The organism is Thiopseudomonas alkaliphila (genome assembly GCF_001267175.1).
GTDB lineage: Bacteria > Pseudomonadota > Gammaproteobacteria > Pseudomonadales > Pseudomonadaceae > Oblitimonas > Oblitimonas alkaliphila.
Genome location: NZ_CP012358.1, coordinates 1,747,897 through 1,765,757, shown reverse-complemented (window position 1 = coordinate 1,765,757; position 17,861 = coordinate 1,747,897). Strand labels below are relative to the sequence as shown.

At 47.9% G+C, this 17,861-nt stretch carries 18 protein-coding genes; 9 read left to right on the top strand and 9 right to left on the bottom strand.

Features of this window, described 5'->3' with window-relative positions:
- The first annotated feature begins 57 nt into the window (after nucleotides 1-57).
- Together AKN87_RS08520 and AKN87_RS08515 are read left to right on the top strand one after the other, a co-directional pair.
- The gene (locus AKN87_RS08520) at nucleotides 58-1,896 is read left to right on the top strand and encodes an ABC transporter ATP-binding protein (RefSeq protein WP_053103153.1); all 1,839 of its coding nucleotides are present in this window, start codon (nucleotides 58-60) and stop codon (nucleotides 1,894-1,896) included.
- 83 nt (nucleotides 1,897-1,979) lie between these two features.
- Nucleotides 1,980-2,609: a LysE family translocator gene (locus AKN87_RS08515; protein WP_053103152.1), complete on the top strand. Its 630-nt coding sequence runs from the start codon at nucleotides 1,980-1,982 to the stop codon at nucleotides 2,607-2,609.
- On the opposite strand, the gene AKN87_RS08510 is transcribed toward AKN87_RS08515, so the two are convergent.
- The 3 genes from AKN87_RS08510 to AKN87_RS08500 form a co-directional block, all read right to left on the bottom strand.
- A complete protein-coding gene (locus AKN87_RS08510; RefSeq protein WP_053103151.1) occupies nucleotides 2,579-3,217 on the bottom strand; it encodes a YiiX/YebB-like N1pC/P60 family cysteine hydrolase in 639 nt (212 codons plus the stop codon). The genes AKN87_RS08515 and AKN87_RS08510 overlap by 31 nt on opposite strands.
- A 40-nt stretch (nucleotides 3,218-3,257) precedes the next feature.
- Entirely contained in the window at nucleotides 3,258-3,653 is a 396-nt protein-coding gene (locus AKN87_RS08505) for a DUF4878 domain-containing protein (protein ID WP_053103150.1), read from the bottom strand.
- Nucleotides 3,654-3,729: 76 nt separating this feature from the next.
- Nucleotides 3,730-4,146, bottom strand: coding sequence for a hypothetical protein (locus tag AKN87_RS08500; RefSeq protein WP_053100716.1), 417 nt, complete (start codon nucleotides 4,144-4,146; stop codon nucleotides 3,730-3,732).
- Nucleotides 4,147-4,235: 89 nt separating this feature from the next.
- Between AKN87_RS08500 and AKN87_RS08495 the strand changes: the two genes are divergently transcribed.
- A complete protein-coding gene (locus AKN87_RS08495; RefSeq protein WP_053100715.1) occupies nucleotides 4,236-5,120 on the top strand; it encodes an EamA family transporter in 885 nt (294 codons plus the stop codon).
- On the opposite strand, the gene AKN87_RS08490 is transcribed toward AKN87_RS08495, so the two are convergent.
- Both AKN87_RS08490 and rpiA read right to left on the bottom strand, forming a co-directional pair.
- A complete protein-coding gene (locus AKN87_RS08490) occupies nucleotides 5,065-6,075 on the bottom strand; it encodes an asparaginase (protein ID WP_053103149.1) in 1,011 nt (336 codons plus the stop codon). The two genes, AKN87_RS08495 and AKN87_RS08490, sit on opposite strands and share 56 nt — an antisense overlap.
- A 69-nt stretch (nucleotides 6,076-6,144) precedes the next feature.
- Nucleotides 6,145-6,819, bottom strand: a complete 675-nt coding sequence (rpiA, locus tag AKN87_RS08485) for a ribose-5-phosphate isomerase RpiA (RefSeq protein WP_053100713.1) — start codon at nucleotides 6,817-6,819, stop codon at nucleotides 6,145-6,147.
- Between the two features lie 135 nt (nucleotides 6,820-6,954).
- Between rpiA and ilvA the strand changes: the two genes are divergently transcribed.
- Both ilvA and AKN87_RS08475 read left to right on the top strand, forming a co-directional pair.
- Nucleotides 6,955-8,475 (top strand): threonine ammonia-lyase, biosynthetic, encoded by a 1,521-nt coding sequence (gene ilvA / locus AKN87_RS08480; protein ID WP_053103148.1) that lies wholly within the window; start codon nucleotides 6,955-6,957, stop codon nucleotides 8,473-8,475.
- 15 nt (nucleotides 8,476-8,490) lie between these two features.
- Nucleotides 8,491-8,967, top strand: a complete 477-nt coding sequence (locus tag AKN87_RS08475) for a hypothetical protein (RefSeq protein WP_053100711.1) — start codon at nucleotides 8,491-8,493, stop codon at nucleotides 8,965-8,967.
- A 74-nt stretch (nucleotides 8,968-9,041) separates the two neighbouring features.
- Here AKN87_RS08475 and AKN87_RS08470 read toward each other — a convergent pair whose 3' ends face one another.
- From AKN87_RS08470 to AKN87_RS08460, 3 genes are all read right to left on the bottom strand, one after another.
- Nucleotides 9,042-10,517, bottom strand: coding sequence for a DUF3360 family protein (locus AKN87_RS08470; protein WP_080995543.1), 1,476 nt, complete (start codon nucleotides 10,515-10,517; stop codon nucleotides 9,042-9,044).
- 219 nt (nucleotides 10,518-10,736) lie between these two features.
- The gene (gene ligB, locus AKN87_RS08465; RefSeq protein WP_053103147.1) at nucleotides 10,737-12,416 is read right to left on the bottom strand and encodes an NAD-dependent DNA ligase LigB; all 1,680 of its coding nucleotides are present in this window, start codon (nucleotides 12,414-12,416) and stop codon (nucleotides 10,737-10,739) included.
- Nucleotides 12,417-12,498: 82 nt separating this feature from the next.
- Nucleotides 12,499-13,074: a DUF6436 domain-containing protein gene (locus tag AKN87_RS08460; RefSeq protein ID WP_053103661.1), complete on the bottom strand. Its 576-nt coding sequence runs from the start codon at nucleotides 13,072-13,074 to the stop codon at nucleotides 12,499-12,501.
- A gap of 77 nt (nucleotides 13,075-13,151) precedes the next feature.
- On the opposite strand from AKN87_RS08460, the gene AKN87_RS08455 reads away from it, so the two are divergent.
- Complete coding sequence (locus AKN87_RS08455; RefSeq protein ID WP_064503185.1) at nucleotides 13,152-14,159, top strand: alpha/beta hydrolase; 1,008 nt, start codon at nucleotides 13,152-13,154, stop codon at nucleotides 14,157-14,159.
- Between the two features lie 7 nt (nucleotides 14,160-14,166).
- Here AKN87_RS08455 and AKN87_RS08450 read toward each other — a convergent pair whose 3' ends face one another.
- Entirely contained in the window at nucleotides 14,167-15,117 is a 951-nt protein-coding gene (locus AKN87_RS08450; protein ID WP_053103146.1) for an adenosine deaminase, read from the bottom strand.
- Nucleotides 15,118-15,424: 307 nt separating this feature from the next.
- Between AKN87_RS08450 and ubiU the strand changes: the two genes are divergently transcribed.
- From ubiU to ubiT, 3 genes are read left to right on the top strand one after another with little or no spacing between them, the layout of a single operon-like run.
- Nucleotides 15,425-16,420: a ubiquinone anaerobic biosynthesis protein UbiU gene (gene ubiU, locus AKN87_RS08445; protein WP_053103145.1), complete on the top strand. Its 996-nt coding sequence runs from the start codon at nucleotides 15,425-15,427 to the stop codon at nucleotides 16,418-16,420.
- Nucleotides 16,421-16,430: 10 nt separating this feature from the next.
- A complete protein-coding gene (locus tag AKN87_RS08440; RefSeq protein ID WP_053100707.1) occupies nucleotides 16,431-17,321 on the top strand; it encodes a U32 family peptidase in 891 nt (296 codons plus the stop codon).
- Complete coding sequence (ubiT, locus tag AKN87_RS08435; protein ID WP_080995541.1) at nucleotides 17,315-17,824, top strand: ubiquinone anaerobic biosynthesis accessory factor UbiT; 510 nt, start codon at nucleotides 17,315-17,317, stop codon at nucleotides 17,822-17,824. The genes AKN87_RS08440 and ubiT overlap by 7 nt, the downstream gene beginning before the upstream one ends.
- The last annotated feature ends 37 nt before the right edge of the window (nucleotides 17,825-17,861 follow it).

Below are 17,861 nucleotides of genomic sequence, written 5' to 3'. Positions count from 1 at the left end.
CTAGCACTCATACCTGCAGTGTTATAATTTTTGCCAACTAAATAAGCTAGGTGAATTATGGCGTGGTTTGACTGGTTTGAGCGACGGATTAATCCTTATCCACAGGAACCCTTTGGGCTTAAACAAATAACGATTTTCCACTTTATTCAGGCGTGCGCCAAAGGCGCAGGCCCTTGGCTGTTGGTGTTAGTACTATTTAACGCAGGCCTTGGCATCTTTGAAGCGGTGTTGTTTCAGATGATGGGGGTTGTCGTTGATTGGATGAATCAGTACGGCGCTACGCAGTTGTGGGCTGAAAAAAGTGGTCCGCTGATGGCCATGCTATTGCTAATTTGCCTCAGCCCATTTTGGGTATTAATTGCCAGTAATGTGCGTTTTCAAACTTTGCAGGGCGTATTGCCGATGCGCTTGCGCTGGCAATTTCACCAGCTACTGTTAAGCCAGAGTATTCAGTTTTATCAAGAAGAGTTTGCAGGGCGGATCTCGGCCAAGGTGATGCAAACAGCCTTAGCGGTGCGCGATACCATTATGATTTGCGCCGAAATGCTGGTGTATGTGGTGATTTACTTTTTAACCACTGGCGTGATTTTGCTCAGTTTTGATGCTTGGTTATTGGTACCTTTTGTAGCTTGGTTAATTGTATTTGGCATTGTGCTGCGGGTATTTGTGCCGAAAATGGCTGAACTAGCACGCAATCAAGCCGATGCCCGCTCGTTAATGACCGGGCGCATTACCGATGCCTACTCAAATATTGCCACAGTAAAATTGTTTTCCCACGGTGGCCGCGAGGCCAGCTACGCCAAGCAAGCAATGCAAGAGTTTATGGGCACCGTGCATGCCCAAATGCGCTGGGTCAGCTACTTAGAGTTGCTCAATCATAGCCTTAATATGTTGTTAGTGGGTGGTACCGCAGCACTGAGTCTATATCTCTGGCAGCATGATCTAATTGGTGTGGGCGCAGTCGCAGCAGCGATTGCTATGGCCCTGCGTTTAGTGGGTTTATCACACTGGATTATGTGGGAAGCCACCATGCTGTTTGAAAATCTAGGTACCGTGCAAGATGGTATGAACACCATTAGCCAGCCGGTGAAGCTGCAAGATGCGGCGGACGCTAAGCCGCTAAAAGTGACTCAAGGAGCGATCGAGTTTAAGCAGGTCGACTTTCAATACATGGAAGGTAAACCGTTACTAAATAACTTTAATCTGCAAATCAAGCCAGGCGAAAAAATAGGCTTGGTCGGGCGCTCAGGGGCTGGTAAATCGACCTTAGTAAATATTTTGCTGCGCTTTTATGAAGTGAATGCAGGGCAGGTTTTGATTGATGGGCAAGATATTGCCAAGGTTACCCAGCAATCACTGCGACAACAAATTGGCATGGTGACCCAAGATACCTCGCTGCTGCACCGTTCGGTGCGGGACAATATTATTTATGGCCGCCCTGATGCCACTGAGCAACAGCTGCAACAGGCGATTGAGCGAGCCCAAGCGGCAGAATTTATTCCGTCGCTCAGCGATGCCCAAGGACGTAGAGGTTTAGAGGCCCATGTAGGCGATCGCGGCGTTAAGCTATCTGGCGGTCAGCGGCAACGTATTGCGATTGCTCGGGTAATGCTCAAAGATGCGCCAATTTTGCTACTAGACGAAGCCACCAGTGCGCTGGACTCTGAAGTGGAAGTGGCCATTCAAGACAGCTTAAATGAGCTGATGCAAGATAAAACCGTGATCGCCATTGCCCACCGTTTATCTACCATTGCTGAAATGGATCGTTTGGTGGTGATGGATCAGGGGCAAATTGTCGAAGTGGGCAGCCATCAGCAATTATTAGCAGCCAATGGACTTTACGCCCGCCTCTGGAATCGCCAATCGGGTGGGTTTTTAGGTGACGATGAGAGCTAAAACTTAGCCGCAGATGGCGTGAGCCGGGTTTACGCCCATCCTTAGGAGAGTGGGCACTCTTTTGATTGCTACCAGAGCACACAATGAATTATCCCCTGTTATTAAGTTATTTAGCGACTATTTTTTTACTGATAGCTACCCCTGGCCCGATTGTTGCGCTGGTACTGAATAGTGCCGCACGTTATGGCTTTAAACGGGCCGTGGTGACGGTATTGGGGACTAATTTAGCCTCATTAGTATTACTGTCGATTGCGGCACTGATTATTGCTGGGGTGATTCAGTTAGAGCCGCATTACCTAAGCTGGATTAGTCTGCTGGGGTGTGTCTTTATTGGCTGGATGGCGATTGATGGATTACGCCATGAACTTACTGAGCCGGTTGCAAAACCACCTGAATTAAACCCTACTCAGTCAGGAACAGGTTTTGTGCATGGATTTTTGATGGGGATTTCTAACCCCAAAGATATTGTCTTTTTCGTCGCGTTTTTTCCACAGTTTATCGGCATCACTGCAAGCTTTAAGCTGAGTTTAAGTGTGCTGACGCTGTGCTGGATTGCGGTAGATTTTCTAATTCTATTTAGCTATATCACGCTGGTTCGCAATGACTTTTTTCAAAGACAAAAACGTAAAATTTCGCTGTTATCCTCGGGATTTTTACTGCTTATTGCCCTGATTGGTGGGGTTTATTCAGTGCTGGAATTAGTTGGCGGATAAAGCCACTCAATATCAGTGCGCTCTGCAAATGCTTGGGGATGCAGGTATTCACCACGAAAAACGGGCTGATCTATACTCAACCAAGGCAGTGAAAAATCAGGCTGCTGTTCAGTAATGGCGTCGGCAATTAAGGTAGTGCAGTACAAATGCGGGTGCTGGCGCTGACTAAGTACAAAAGGCTGGCTGATTTTAGCGGTTATATGCAGGCTAATACGTTGCTGTTGTTCTGTGGATAAAAACTGTGGACGAGCAATGGCGATACGGCGAGCTAATTGATTAGAACTAAAATCGATTAACCGTGAGTTAATCACTTGATTGGAGTAGTTGGGATCATCATTTGTTGTGGCATGGGTGATAATAACTTCAGGTTCTATTGCCGTCACCACCCCTATATGTGAAAAGCGGCTCTGGCCTATATTGGCAATCAGTTCACTTTCCACTGATGTGCCTTGGCGAAACACCCAATCACCAATTTTTAGAGCGGGGAGTTGGTGTAATTCAACGATTGCACCTGTTGTTATAGCAGCAGCTTGCCGATCCTGTTCAAGGCTCCAGCTAATGGCTAGCCCGATAAGTAAAATGAATAAAGGAAACACGCGCATAAGCATAAAAAGCCCTACCCACTGATTAATGAGTAGGGCTGTGAAGCTATAGTTTTACTTTCCAGCCATCATCGGTTTTGATGGTACGAACATTATCGGTATCAACTTGCTTGTTATTCATAGTGACCTCAACGCGTACTACGGCAGTTGTTTTATTCTCACTATATTCTGTACTCAGTGTTTTAACCGACTTTAAACCTCCTTGCTCCTCAAATTTAGCTGAGCCTTCAGCCACAATCATGGTGACTTTACCCTTAATCATTTGTAGTTCATTTTGGTTGGCGTTGGGGATATCGATTAATTGCATTACCTTTTCCACATCGCCCTTAGCCGCGGCTTTAATAAACGCTTCCGCTACTTTATCTGGGGAACCCGTGGCTGAGCAGGCCATTAAAAATAGTGTGCTCAGAGCAATAAGTATCCAGTTTCTTACTAGCTGCATGGTGTTAATCCTTATATAGGGTAAAGAGTAGTCACGTTAAGTGGATTGATTACGAGGTGCAAGTGATCAGCAAGGCTTAGTTAGCTTTTGTGACCGCAATAAACCACTTTGGCTGCAGTTTAGATAAATCAGTGATGCAGTTTTTTTCAAGATAAGCGGCAGAGTCGAGCACCATACGGTGTCCATCAACTCGTTTAAACACACACCAATGCCAAAACGGCACGCCTTGTTGTTGGTGCCATTTAATGGCGAGTAATGCGGTATCAGGCAGAGCATCCCAGTGGGTAAATGGTGTTTCAGTGGGGGCTGCGCGCCAGTCAAAATGCGTTAATAGGCGCCGTACATAATGGGTGTCTGAAAACAGGGCAGTATCGGTGGCATAAATGCCTATCTGATTGGCAATAGCTTTTACCTCAGCGTAGGAGTGCTGCACGATATTGGCTACTGAGGCAATGCCGCAGCCGGTTGCTTCTTGTTGAATGATGACCTGCATAGCACTCTTCCAGCAATTGAATAAGTAAGACTAGAGCCTAGATTATTAGCCACGTATGCTTAGTGATTTTTCATTAAGAGTCTAGCAACATGTCGTATTTAATTGCCGTTACCTTGTTATGGGCGGTTTCGTTTAGTTTGATTGGCGAGTATTTATCTGGTCAGGTGGATAGCTATTTTGCGGTGCTGACGCGCATTGTATTGGCTGGGCTAATTTTTTTACCCTTGCTGCGACCTCAGCGTTTAGCTAAAGGCTTTATGGCAGGTGTAACCTTAACCGGCGCATTGCAGTTTGGTGTGACCTATATTGGCTTATATTTATCGTTTGAATATTTAACCGTTCCTGAAGTCTTGCTGTTTACCATTTTTACTCCGTTGTACGTGGCGTTAATTGATAATGCCCTATCACGCCGTTTTAGTTGGGCGCCGATTGTTTCTACCTTAATTGCTGTCATGGGTGCAGCTATTATTCGCTATGACGGAGTAAGCCAAGCCTTTATTCAAGGCTTTTTACTGCTGCAGCTTGCTAACTTAGCCTTTGCCGCTGGACAAGTCGGTTATGCGCACTTGGTGCGGCGCTATTATCCTCAGGGTGGAAAACTCACCGAGGGTTTTGGCTTTTTCTTTATTGGCGCGTTTTTAATCGCTTTGCCGGCGTTTTTATTGCTCGGCAACAGCGAACGCTTACCCAGTACCAGTCTGCACTGGGGCGTGCTGGCTTGGCTAGGCTTGGTGGCTTCGGGTTTAGGGTTTTATTTTTGGAATCTGGGCGCCAGTAAAGTAGATGCTGGCACCTTAGGCATTATGAATAATGCGCTGATTCCTGCAGGTTTAATCGTCAATTTAGTGATTTGGAACCGCCAAGCAGACCTAACTCGTTTACTGATCGGAGGCGCGGTGATTTTATTGTCGCTATGGATTAATCAGCGCTGGCCGCACTGGATGAAACGGTTAAAGACCCAGACTGCGCCTTGAGTAATAACTCAAGAATTAACCAAATCCGCGCCTGTTGAGGTGACAAATGCTCCAAGGTGATTAAGCCTAAGGTTTGATAGCAGGCAATCGGTAGCACCACGCCAGCTCCGGTGCGAGAGCTCATCACTACCGGAATATGGTTTGCCCGAGCCTTAGCAATGGCCGCTTCTTCAAGTGGCGAGCAACGTCCTGCGCCAGTGCCGGCAATCACTAAACCATCAAGGGCTGTGTGTGTCAGTAAAGCTTCAATGACTTGCTGATCAGCCCCAGCATGGGAATAAATGATTGGCACAAAAGGTGAGTTATCGGGGGCGGTCAGCTGCCTAAACTCAGGTTTAGCTAAGGGCTGCTGCACGGGTTGCTGCCAAAAGCGTACTTGACGGTCAGCATCAATTGAACCCAAGGGGCCGCCATTGCGTGCTTGAAAGGTTTCTAAGTGATAGCTATGGGTTTTACTAACATCGCTAGCGCTGTAAATTTTATCGTTGGCTACAACTAACACGCCTTTACCTTGTGCACTATCAGCAATCGCCACCCGCACGCTATTAATTAAATTAAAGTCTGCATCGCTGCCTAGCGCAGAAAATGGTCGCTGGGAGCCCGTTAGAATGACGGGTTTATCAGTGGTTAGCGTAAGCTGCAAAAAGTAAGCGGTTTCTTCTAGGGTGTTAGTGCCGTGGGTTATCACCGCCCCTTTAATATGTGGCTTGGCCAATTGTTGCTCAAGCAAGTGCTTGAGGTTAAACCAGTGACAAAGACTGATTGCGGTACTACTAACATTGCTTAGCTGATGGGGATAGATGGTTGCCAGCTCAGTAAGCGCTGGCAGTTTGGCCAAAATATCGGCTAACTCATAATGCCCTGACTGATAATCGCATAGCTCTAAAGGATCAGCATGGTGGGCAGAAATTGTGCCACCAAGGCCGATTAAACAAATAGATGGTGTATAAGACATGGCGGCGTATTGGGACGATTCATCCTGAGCTAGGCCTGCGCTGCCCACAGAGGTACAGCGCTTGGCTAATTACTGGCGGTTAAAGGTTTTTACGCCATCTTTAGTGCCGAGTAATAAAATATCTGCTGGGCGACTGGCAAACAGTCCATTGGTCACGACGCCAACAATGTTATTGAGCTGTTGCTCAAGTAAGACTGGCGTGGTGATTTGCAGGTTATATACATCCAAAATCACATTACCGTTATCGGTCACAACCCCTTGGCGATACACCGGATCACCGCCAAGCTTGAGAATTTCTCGTGCTACATAACTGCGCGCCATTGGAATCACTTCAACTGGTAGCGGGAAGTTACCTAAAATTTTGACTTGCTTACTTTCATCTGCAATACAAATAAAGGTTTTCGCTACTGCGGCTACGATTTTTTCACGGGTTAAGGCTGCGCCACCGCCTTTAATCAGTTCGAGGTGCTCATTAGTTTCATCGGCACCATCCACATAAAATTCCATTTGTCCGACGGAATTTAAATCAAATACTTCAATGCCATGTTGTTTTAAACGCTCTGCGGTAGCTTCAGAGCTGGCCACTGCCCCAGCAAAATCCATGCGCAAATCAGCCAGTAAATCAATAAAGAAATTAGCGGTAGAGCCAGTGCCCACACCGATGATGCTGTTTTTTTCGAGTTGTGGACGAATGATATCAATAGCAGCTTGGGCTACTGCTTGTTTTAACTGATCTTGGGTCATGGCTGGATTTCCAAAAGTGAATATATGGGCGTAATTATACGGTTTTCTAGCGCAGATTGCGGGGCTTCTTGTGGTTGAGTTGCGTCAGCTAGAGTAGACTCACTATTTTTGCACAACTTTCTAGTGAATCCCGCCATGCTTGAACAATACATAAAGAAAATCTTAACCGCCCGCGTTTATGACGTGGCGGAAGAAACACCACTGCAATCTGCCTATCAATTATCTCAGCGCCTTAACAACCGTATTTTACTCAAGCGCGAAGACTTGCAGCCGGTATTTTCTTTTAAGATTCGTGGCGCATATAACAAGATTGCTCAGCTAAGCGAAGCTGAACGTGCCCGTGGTGTGGTCACAGCCTCGGCGGGTAACCATGCGCAAGGCGTTGCCTTGGCGGCGAAATTCTTGGGGATTAAGGCCACTATTGTGATGCCCAAAACCACCCCTGAAATTAAAGTTAAAGCAGTGCGTGCCCGCGGGGCGCGGGTTGTACTGCATGGCGATGCCTTCCCTGAGTCGCTGGCGCACTCGCTGCGTTTAGTGGAAGAGAAGGGCTTGGTGTATATCCATCCTTACGATGATCCCGATGTGATTGCCGGTCAGGGCACGGTGGCGATGGAAATTCTGCGTCAACACCAAGCCCCCATTCATGCCATCTTTGTACCTTGTGGTGGCGGTGGGCTAATTGCCGGCGTTGCGGCTTATATCAAGTACGTGCGTCCAGAAATTAAAGTGATAGGGGTGGAGCCAGAAGATTCTAATTGCTTGCAAGCTGCGTTGGCCGCAGGTGAGCGGGTCGAACTAGCGCAAGTGGGTTTGTTTTCGGATGGGGTAGCGGTGTCGCAAATTGGTGAGCACACCTTTGCTGTTTGTCAGCATTATGTGGATGAAGTCATTACCGTAAGTAATGATGAGGTGTGCGCAGCAATGAAGGATATTTATGATGATACCCGTTCAATTACTGAGCCATCTGGGGCATTAGCGGTGGCTGGGATTAAAAAATATGTGGCGCGTACCGGTGTGCAAGATCAAGCCTTAGTAGCAATTGACTCGGGTGCTAATGTGAACTTTGACCGTTTACGGCATGTGGCTGAGCGGGCTGAATTAGGTGAGCAGCGCGAAGCTATTATTGCGGTAACTATTCCGGAGACGCCAGGTAGCTTCAAGCGCTTTTGTGAGGCGATTGGTAAGCGGCAAATTACTGAATTTAACTATCGTTACCACACCGCCGATGAAGCACATATTTTTGTTGGGGTACAAACTCATCCCGAGTTAGATCCGCGTTCAGAATTAATTGCCACCCTACGTGAGCAAGGGTTTCCGGTACTGGATTTAACTGAAGATGAGCTAGCGAAGCTGCATATTCGTCACATGGTCGGCGGTCATGCGGCGGAAGCGGGTAGTGAATGTGTGTATCGCTTTGAATTCCCCGAACGCCCCGGAGCATTATTTAATTTTTTACATAAGCTTGGCGGACGTTGGAATATCTCGATGTTTCATTACCGTAACCATGGTGCGGCCGAAGGTCGGGTATTAACTGCGTTGCAGGTGCCAGAAAATGAGCGCCATCTACTACCTGAAGCCTTCGATAAAATTGGCTATCCGTATTGGGATGAAACGGATAATCCAGCATTTCAGCTGTTCTTAGGTAATTGCTAACTAAAGGATCAAACGATGAAACCTTTAACACTTACTGGTTTACTACTTGCTGGTGCAGCATTATTAAGCGCATGTGCTGGCACCCCGAGCCAAAAAATTAATGGCCTGACCTATAAAGCCCAAGCCAGTGAACTCTCGGCTAATCGCAGCTTAACCAGGTACCAGAACGCTAAACAGTTGCAGCATAATTTATTTGTTGAGCAGCAGCGTTTACCCAGTAATCAAACGGATACCTTTATTGTGGGTTGGCTTCTCAAGGAGCAGGCCTATCGCCAGCAAGACTGCACTATTCAGGCCAAGCAAGTAGCAGAGATTGAGTACTTTGAGTGCCGCTTTACGAATCAGCAAGCACACGTACTGTATGTCTTAGAAACGACTAAAAATACAGGTATTGCTAAGGTATTTGTGGTCCGTGACGGGGTGCTCGGTACGGAAGATGAACAAGCGGTGGTGAAATCTTTAAGCCAAATTAAGTTGCCAGCTAGCTCTTAAAGCTAAACAATCCGCTGGATCATGGTGGATTCAGCGGATTGTTTAATCTATCAGAGCCTGGGCTTAGAGCCGTATTAATGTAATGCTCGGAAGGATTCCATTAACGCAGGAATGCCAGGGAACATGCCAATCGCAGCCATTACTAAGGATAGAACTGCAAACACAATGGCTGGAATAATCCAGCGATCGGTGCGACTGAGGTGGGTGCAGCGCTCTTTATCGCCGATAATGCCAATGTTATCCAGCAGCACTGTCAGCGACCAGCCAAATACCGGATTCACTAGGGCTGAGGTAAAAATCACGATTGCAGCTGATTGTGAGGTTTTTCCTTCACGAGTCATCTGCATGCCTGCCTCCAAGAGCGGCATAAATACTCCAACGATTAACGCCACGCTTAAAACTGGTGGCCAAATCGCTAGGTCCATGGGATAACCCCAGATTGCTGCGACCACACAGAGTAAGCCGGTTAAGATAGCGCCACCTGGAATCGGACGCTTGGCAATTGATGCTGGCACCATATAGGTACCCCATGAAGAGGCTAAGTTACCGCCACCTAAAGCCGTGCCCACCACTTGTCTTGCGGAGGCAATGCACATGGTGTCATCAATATCCATTAGCACATTTTTAGCGTTTTTGGGATAGTTTAACTGCTGGAAAATCCGGTGGCCTAAAAAGTCGGGCGACCACATGGCTACGGCTAGCACCGCAAAAGGGGCCACCGCAATAAAGTGCTCAAGCTTGGGCAAACCCAGCTGCCAGCCGGTGTCTTCGCCCCACCAGTATGCAGGGTTCATATTGGGAATACCGGGCTCAGTAGTGAACTCAAAGGGCGCACCTAGAACAAAAGCAATGATTGCCGCCAGCGCAGACCCCAAAGGAATCGCCAGCCAGCGCTTACCTAAATGCTCGAGGTAGGCATACATAATAATGGTGGCGAAAATCACCACAAAGGCGATATATCCCATATCAAAGCCATTCGCCCAAGCAAACAGGTTTTTGATTTGTGAAGTCACACCGACAAAGCCTAAAAACAGTAATAAGCCGCCACAGACTCCATCACTGGTGAGTCGTGCCAGTAGACTGCCGCCCCGAAAGATGCCTAAGGTAAAGCCCAGTAAACCCACCATCAAGCCTAAGGCCATGGGATGGCCGCCTGAAGCAACAATCAACGGAATCAAAGGAATTAATGGGCCATGGGTACCTGCCAGGTTAGCCCTTGGGTTAAAAAAGCCAGAAAATAGCACCACAAACAATACCGCGGCGATAATCATTTCAAAACGGGCGTTTTCAATCACAAAGGCATTAGATAAGCCTAAGGGCGCAGCAAAGGCTGCCACAATTGCTGCAACCATCACAATTTTACCAATGGTGGCGGCCATTGCGGGCACCCAATCTTCGTATTCAATACGGTAGTCGCGAAACGGCAGATTAGGCTTCCAGCGTTTGGGCGACATAATGCTCAGTTCATGTTCTAGGTAGTCTGCACGGCTTGCAAAATCAGCACGAGGCTTATGCAGTTGTTGATAACTGCTGGATTGTTGTTGGTTCATTATTCGTTTCTAGTTTTAGTTAAACAGGCAGAGACAGGCCGCATCCTTTGGTGGAGTTCGCAAAGGATGGGCTAAGGGTCTCGGTTAACTTTTTTTATTTTTATGAGGGACGATAGGTTCAAGAATCTATCGTTAAAGAGACAGTGCTAAGCACTTAAGTGGGGTACATGCTGCTTGTGTGACGAGCCTGAAACAATCCATCTTTTGGCTATGAGACTATTAGTTAGTGGCTATTTTGCGCTGTGCGAGTCGTTGAAAAATGAGTTGAATATCAGGATGCTGAATAAACTCAGCGAGTTGTTGGGCTTTTTTCGGACTGAATAACAGCGCTTCCCAGTCGTTTGGCGTATTGTTCGCTAGCTGCTGCCAGCTCAGTGTTTTAGGCAGTTGCGTGGCATGGGGAGCACTTAAGGCCGTCAGCCAAGCTGAGGCTGAAGCTTGCAGCGGTGGCTGAAGTGCTTGATAGAGCTGCTCGGCCTGTTTGGTGGAAAATCCCGCCTGTTTAATTTGTTCAGGGCTTAAGGTGAGCCAATCGCTCCAATGCTGAATGGTCTGACTATTGAGCAACTGTAGCCAACTGGCTTTACCTAAGCCATGCAGAGCAAAGCCTGGAGATTTTTTAGTCCATTCTAAACGTGACAGCAGTTGTGTGCGGCATTGGGGATTATCCGTCCAGCAGGATAAGCGATGATAATCTTTAGGATTGGGCAAAGAAACGGGCTCAGCTTGGGCAGCTTGCCAGGTCACTTCGGTAATTTGTGGAATGCTGTGACCAGATAATTGCAACGCCACTTGAGCATCTTTGGCCAGTTGCAGTGCTTGCAGTTTTTTGAGCGAGCTTACACTCACACGACGTATCGTTTTGCCATCGAGCTCGGTGGGCTCAAGTAAAACAATCGGCGTGATTTTACCAGTGCGACCGATATTAAATTGAATCCCTTGCACCGTGGCGAGTGTGCGTTGATAAGGGTACTTCCACGCCACAGCCCAAAGAGGCGGATAATTGCCGCTAGTGATTACTTGCCGCCGACTTTGTTTAAGCACAATGCCGTCTGAGGCAAAAGTTAAGGGCGAGTGATACCAGTGCTGGCGCCATTTAGATATTTGCGGCCAATCACTAACCGGTTGAGTTAGGGAGGGATCAATGACAAAGCCTAGAGCTGCTAGCTGGGCGTAGCGTTGTTCAATAGTTTCGGGGCCGTCGGGCCATTCCCAAACAAATAATCCAATTTGTTGGCCTTGTGCAGTGGATAACTGGGCGCGATTCAGCAGTGCTGCGACTTGATGGCGAGCTTGACTGTTATTTTGTTTCGCTTGAATAAAGTTATCCACATGCCAATACAACTCCCCTTGAACTGTGAGTGATAGCGGTTGAGTTAATTGTTTAGGGATGGCGACTAATTGTTGTTGATGATGCAGCCAACTGCTGCCAAAAGTACCATCGCCACGGCTTAAAATTTGTACCAGTTGGCCGTTGTGATAATGCAAGCTAACGGCCACTCCATCCACTTTAGGCTGAACCCAGAGATTAGTTTTACCTTGTAGCCATTGTTTAAGTTGGGGCTCTTTTAGCTTAGTTAATCCAGCTTGTGGAAAACTATGTCGCGTAGTGGTCAGTTGCGGCGTAGCTGCTGTTGTGGTTACAGGCTTGGCAGTAATAGATGGAAAACACTGGCTCCAGCGCTGTTCTTTTTCAAGTAGCTGATCATAAAGCTCATCACTGATGAGTGACTGCTGTTGTTGATAACTAGCATCCAGCGCTTGAAGACGTTGCCGTAAGTGCTGGATATTTTCTGCTGCTTGCTGAGGCTGCCAGTTGGGGCAAGAGGCTGTAGCGTAAATTGTTGGTGCCAACAGCAATAGGCCCAGTCGCAGTAGGTAGCTTAATAAGTAGTTCATCATGCCTCCTGGCAGTGGTGAATGACATCTTAAGCTTAGGTGCTGATCGGCTAATTTCTTGGTTTACTGGGTGCGTTACCGATTAGGTATCTGGTGTTTGCCAATCACAAAAACAGCCTACAGCGAGCGTATTGCTGGCAGCCACTGAGCGTCCTTCAAGCAAGGCATTGAGAATCGGCTCAATAAAACTGTTACTGGAGTTACAGACGGCGCCCTCACTGTAGGGGCCAAAATATGCCATCTGGCCGGATTGATCCCAAATGGCTACGGCCGGACTGGCGGGTAACTGCTCGGCTCCAGGTAAACCAGCTAAATGATTCATTTGATTTAAAATAGGTGGGAGTTGGCCTTTGGTGTTGGGTTTTTGTAAGTGATAAAACTCAACTTTGCCTTTAAATTCTTCCATCATTTCGGCTAAGTGCTGCTGATTACCGACGTTACATGGACAGGCAGGCTCCCAAAAATGCACTAAACGAACTGCTCCAGCGCCTGCTAAACTAGGCGGCAATTGCAGCTCTTGCCCACTAAAAATAGCCGTGGATTCACTAAAGGGACGAATAAAGCGCGCTTGGTACCACCAAAGCGCAATTAACATGGCAATAATCCACAGCACAATAATGCTGGCAATAACTAAGGTTTTACGGCGTGGGCGAGTCATAGCAGTATAGGCAACAGTTAGAGAACTAATCAAAGGCGTTAGTGTAGTGGAAAACATCACGTTAAGGGCGAATCGCCATGCTAAATCAAACTGAGTTAGAACGCTTACAACAACAGTTGCGACCTTTTAGCACAGCGGCCAGCCAACTTTCTGCAGAAGAGCAAAAATGGCGCCAGTATTATGGCTTGGTGTTACCTGGCACGGCGCATTTAGGAAGGCTAGAAGTGGGGCAGTTTCAGGTGGCGACGCAGTTGTTATTACCAGAAAATACGCCTAAGGCAACCTTAATTGTGCTGCATGGCTACTATGATCATATGGGGTTGTATGGGCATATTTATCGCTGGGCGTTAGCTAAAGACTTTGCGGTGCTTAGCTGTGATTTGCCGGGACATGGGTTATCCACAGGCCCTCGCGCCAGCATCGATGATTTTTCTGATTACACTGCGGTTTTACTGAGTCTCCTTGAACAAGCTCAGCAGTTGCAGTTACCAGCGCCGATTCACTTACTGGGCCAAAGTACTGGTGGTGCAATTATTACCGATTATCTGTTACGTCGTCGCCCTAAGCACTTGCCTTTGGGCGAGATTATTTTATTAGCACCCTTGGTTCGACCTTGGGCTTGGGCCCAAGGCCAGGCCTTGTATCATTTGTTAAAACCCTTTGTGGCCTCGATTAAGCGCGCCCCTTCGGATAACTCAACCGATGCGGCATTTTTAGAGTTTATTAAGCATGATCCCTTGCAAGCCACTACCTTACCGGTGGCGTGGGTAACTGCGATGCGCAATTGGATCGCTCTCATTCATAAAGCAAAGAAAGCCGGATTTCGGCCAATTGTGATACAGGGGCAGCAAGATAAAACGGTCGACTGGCGCTATAACCTAAGTTTTTTAAGTAAAAAGTTCATCAGTTTACGGGTGTTGTATTTGCCTGAAGCGCGCCACCATTTGGTCAATGAAGCGGTGGATTTACGACAACAGATGTTGAGCTTTATTGATGAGTGTTTAAGCGTATCGGCTTTAGCGCATAACCCATTACTGGATCAGCTACCGCCGCAGTCGACAACGCCGACTGAAGCAGTAAGCTAGTCAGCACTTAAGGTGCTAACCGCGCACTTAAACTGTTATCAATCAGTTGCTGCGCTTGGGCTTGGGTCATGCCTAAATCGTTATGCAAGGCCATAAAGTTTTCTGTCATATAGCCGCCAAAATACGCAGGATCATCGGAGTTAACGGTTACTTTTACCCCTTGTTCAAGCATTTGCAAAATACTGTGCTGGCCCATGTGCTCAAAGACTTTGAGTTTGGTGTTAGAGAGTGGGCACACGGTTAGGGCAATTTGTTCGTCGATTAAACGCTGCATTAAGCGCGGATCTTCAATCGCGCGTACACCGTGGTCAATTCGGCTGACTTTGAGTAAATCTAGAGCTTGCCAAATATATTCAGGTGGGCCTTCTTCACCGGCATGGGCTACGGCTAATAAGCCTTCTGCCCGTGCTTTAGCAAATACTCGCTCAAACTTGCTAGGCGGATGACCAACTTCAGAACTATCTAAACCTACGGCAAAAAATTGATCACGAAATGGCATCGCTTGCTCTAGGGTATCAAAGGCTGCTGCTTCAGATAAATGGCGTAAAAAACACAGAATCAAACCGCCACTGATACCTAACTGAGTTTTGGCATCGCTAAGTGCTTGGCTAATACCAGCAAACGGAATGGCGATAGCTAGACCACGATCAGTATGGGTTTGTGGGTCAAAAAATGGCTCAACGTGGGTGACGCCTTGCTCTTTACATTTCAGTAAATAGGCCCAGGTTAAATCGTAAAAGTCTTGCTCGGTTTGTAAGACATTGGCGCCTTGATAGTAGATATCTAAAAATTCTTGCAGGTTATTAAAGTCATAGGCCTGCTTTAGCGCGTCTACCGAATCCCATGGCAGTTGTACTTTATTGCGCTGGGCTAGCTGAAACAGTAATTCAGGCTCCAGCGAGCCCTCGAGATGCAAGTGCAGCTCGGCCTTAGGTGTGCTGTTTAACCAAGTTTTCATAGGGTCTTTATCCCGCTCAGAGAGTCAATGGATGGCAGATTATAAAGTCTTTACTGCGATAGATAAGCGCAAGAGGCGGTAATTGTTGCTAGCTGCGGGTTAAAACCTCATCGGAGCGCGGTTGATTTCTGTCAACAAGCGGCTTAGCTAAACCTCCTAGATTAATCAGCCGTAACCAGAGCACAGTTAGCTGGCGAGTAGCAATTAGTTGCCCAGCAGTTAGCTGTTTTTGAGGTCGGCAGTGTTGAGTGCAGTTGGCTAAACCTGCTCAAGACCTCTTCTATCCTGAGTGTTCGAGGGAGTCTGTATGCAGTTGGTTTGTCCCGCAGGAAGTTTGCCTGCTCTCAAAGCCGCCGTACGCCAAGGGGCCGATGCGGTGTATGTCGGTTTTAAAGATGATACAAATGCCCGCCACTTTGCCGGCCTTAATTTTAGTGAAAAGCAACTTGAGCAAGGTCTAGCACTGATTCGGCAGCAGCAAAAAAAGCTCTATATCGCGGTTAATACCTATGCTCAATCCAGTGCTTGGTCGCGCTGGCAACGAGCGGTCGATCAAGCGGCCGCACTGGGGGTGGATGCCTTGATTGCAGCTGATCCTGCTGTTTTAGCCTATGCCAGCCAGACCTATCCAGATTTGCCTTTGCACTTATCGGTACAAGGCTCAGCCACTAATGCTGCCGCCTTGGCCTTTTATCAGCAGCGCTACAATATTCAGCGAGCGGTGCTGCCGCGGGTCTTATCGTTGGCGCAAGTAAAGCAAGTGGCGGCCAATAGTAGCGTACCCATTGAAGTTTTTGCCTTTGGTAGTCTGTGCATTATGGCCGAAGGGCGCTGTCATCTATCGTCTTATTTAACGGGTGATTCGCCTAACTTATGTGGCGTTTGCTCACCGGCCAAAGCAGTGCGTTGGAGCACCGAACAAGGGCAGTTAAGTGCCCGGCTAAATGAGGTATTAATTGATCGCTATGAGCAGCAAGAGCCAGCCGGTTATCCAACCTTATGTAAAGGCCGCTTTTTGGTTCAAGGTCATCGCTTTCATGCCTTAGAAGAGCCAACCAGTTTGGATACCATGGATTTAATACCCGCATTAGCCAGCATGGGGGTGAGCGCGGTTAAAATTGAAGGCCGACAGCGGAGCCCTGCGTATACCGAGCAGGTAACACGGGTCTGGCGCGCTGCTTTAGATAGCTATCAACGCAACCCAGAACAGTTTCAGGTGGAGGCCAGTTGGCGACAGACCTTAGCAGGTGTTTCTGAAGGCAGCCAAACTACCTTGGGTGCTTATCATCGCGCGTGGCAATAGGAGAGTAGGTATGAAACTGTCTTTAGGTCCGGTGTTGTTTTTTTGGCCCCGCGAACAGCTGATCAAGTTCTATCAGCAGATGGCTGAGCAGCCATTGGATATTATTTATTTAGGCGAAACAGTGTGCGCTAAACGGCGTGAACTGAATTTTAGTGCGTGGCTTGGGCTCGCCCGTGAACTGCAGCAAAGCACGCAAGCACAGGTGGTGCTTTCTAGTTTAAGTTTAATTGAAGCCAACTCTGAACTTTCAAGCTTAAAGCGCCTGTGTGATAACGGCGAGTTTATGGTGGAAGCCAACGATATGGCGGCCGTGCAATTTTTAGCTGAGCGTAAATTGGGGTTTGTGGGCGGGCCGGCATTAAATATTTACAGTGCCAGGGCGCTGCGTGAATTTATTGACTGCGGTTTGCAGCGCTGGGTACCGCCGGTTGAGTATTCAGCCCAAATGCTACAGCAAACCTTAACTCAGCTAGACAGCTTAGGCAGAGCCCGCCCTGAAGTAGAAGTATTTGCTTATGGGCATTTACCTTTAGCCTATTCTGCCCGGTGTTTTACCGCACGAGCCGAAAATCGGCCGAAAGATCAATGCGAGTTTTGCTGTGTGCAGTATCCCGAAGGTATCAGTTTGGCGAGCCAAGAAGGCCAGCCGTTATTCACTATCAATGGCATTCAAACCCTATCGGCTGAAGTGCACAATTTATTGCCAGATTACTCCAGTTTAGCCAGCCACGGCGTGGATATTGCTCGGCTGAGCCCCCGTGCGCAGCAGATGCCACAGGTGATTGAGGGTTGGCAGCAGGTACGTCAAGGACAGCTGCCGCCTTTGGCGGTGCAAGGCTGTAATGGTTATTGGCATGGCCGTCCGGGCATGTTGAGTGTAAAGGAGGCCGGCTTATGTTGAAGCGTAGTATGCCGTGGCTATTAGCGGCCAGTGAGCGCTTACTGCCTTTGGCTCGCTTGACCCCAGCCTTCGTGCAGCAGCGAGTACTTGAGCGGAGCTTGAATCACTTATTGGCCGAAGCCTTAGCCGATGGGCTATTTGAGGTGTTGACCGATCGCTGGCTGGCGCTAGAGATTCAAGATTTAGGATTACGTTGGTGTATCAGTCAGCACGGGTTAGATCAGCAGTTAGTGATTGCCCAGCAGGCGCCGGTAGAGGTATGCATTAGTGGGCAGTGGCGTGATTTTTTACTGCTGGCTAGCCGCCAAGAAGATCCCGATAGTTTATTTTTTAGACGACGACTACAGATTGATGGCGATACAGAGCTAGGACTCGCAGTTAAAAACTTAATTGATAGCCTCGATCCAGACAGCCTACCCCAATGGTTATGGCAGTTACTAGAGCTGCTTGGCCGCACTGTGGCTGAGCAACAAGCTCAGGTGATGCCCTCTCCAAGTAGCTAATAGGGGTCGTTAAACAGTGCCTTATGGCGGTTGCGTG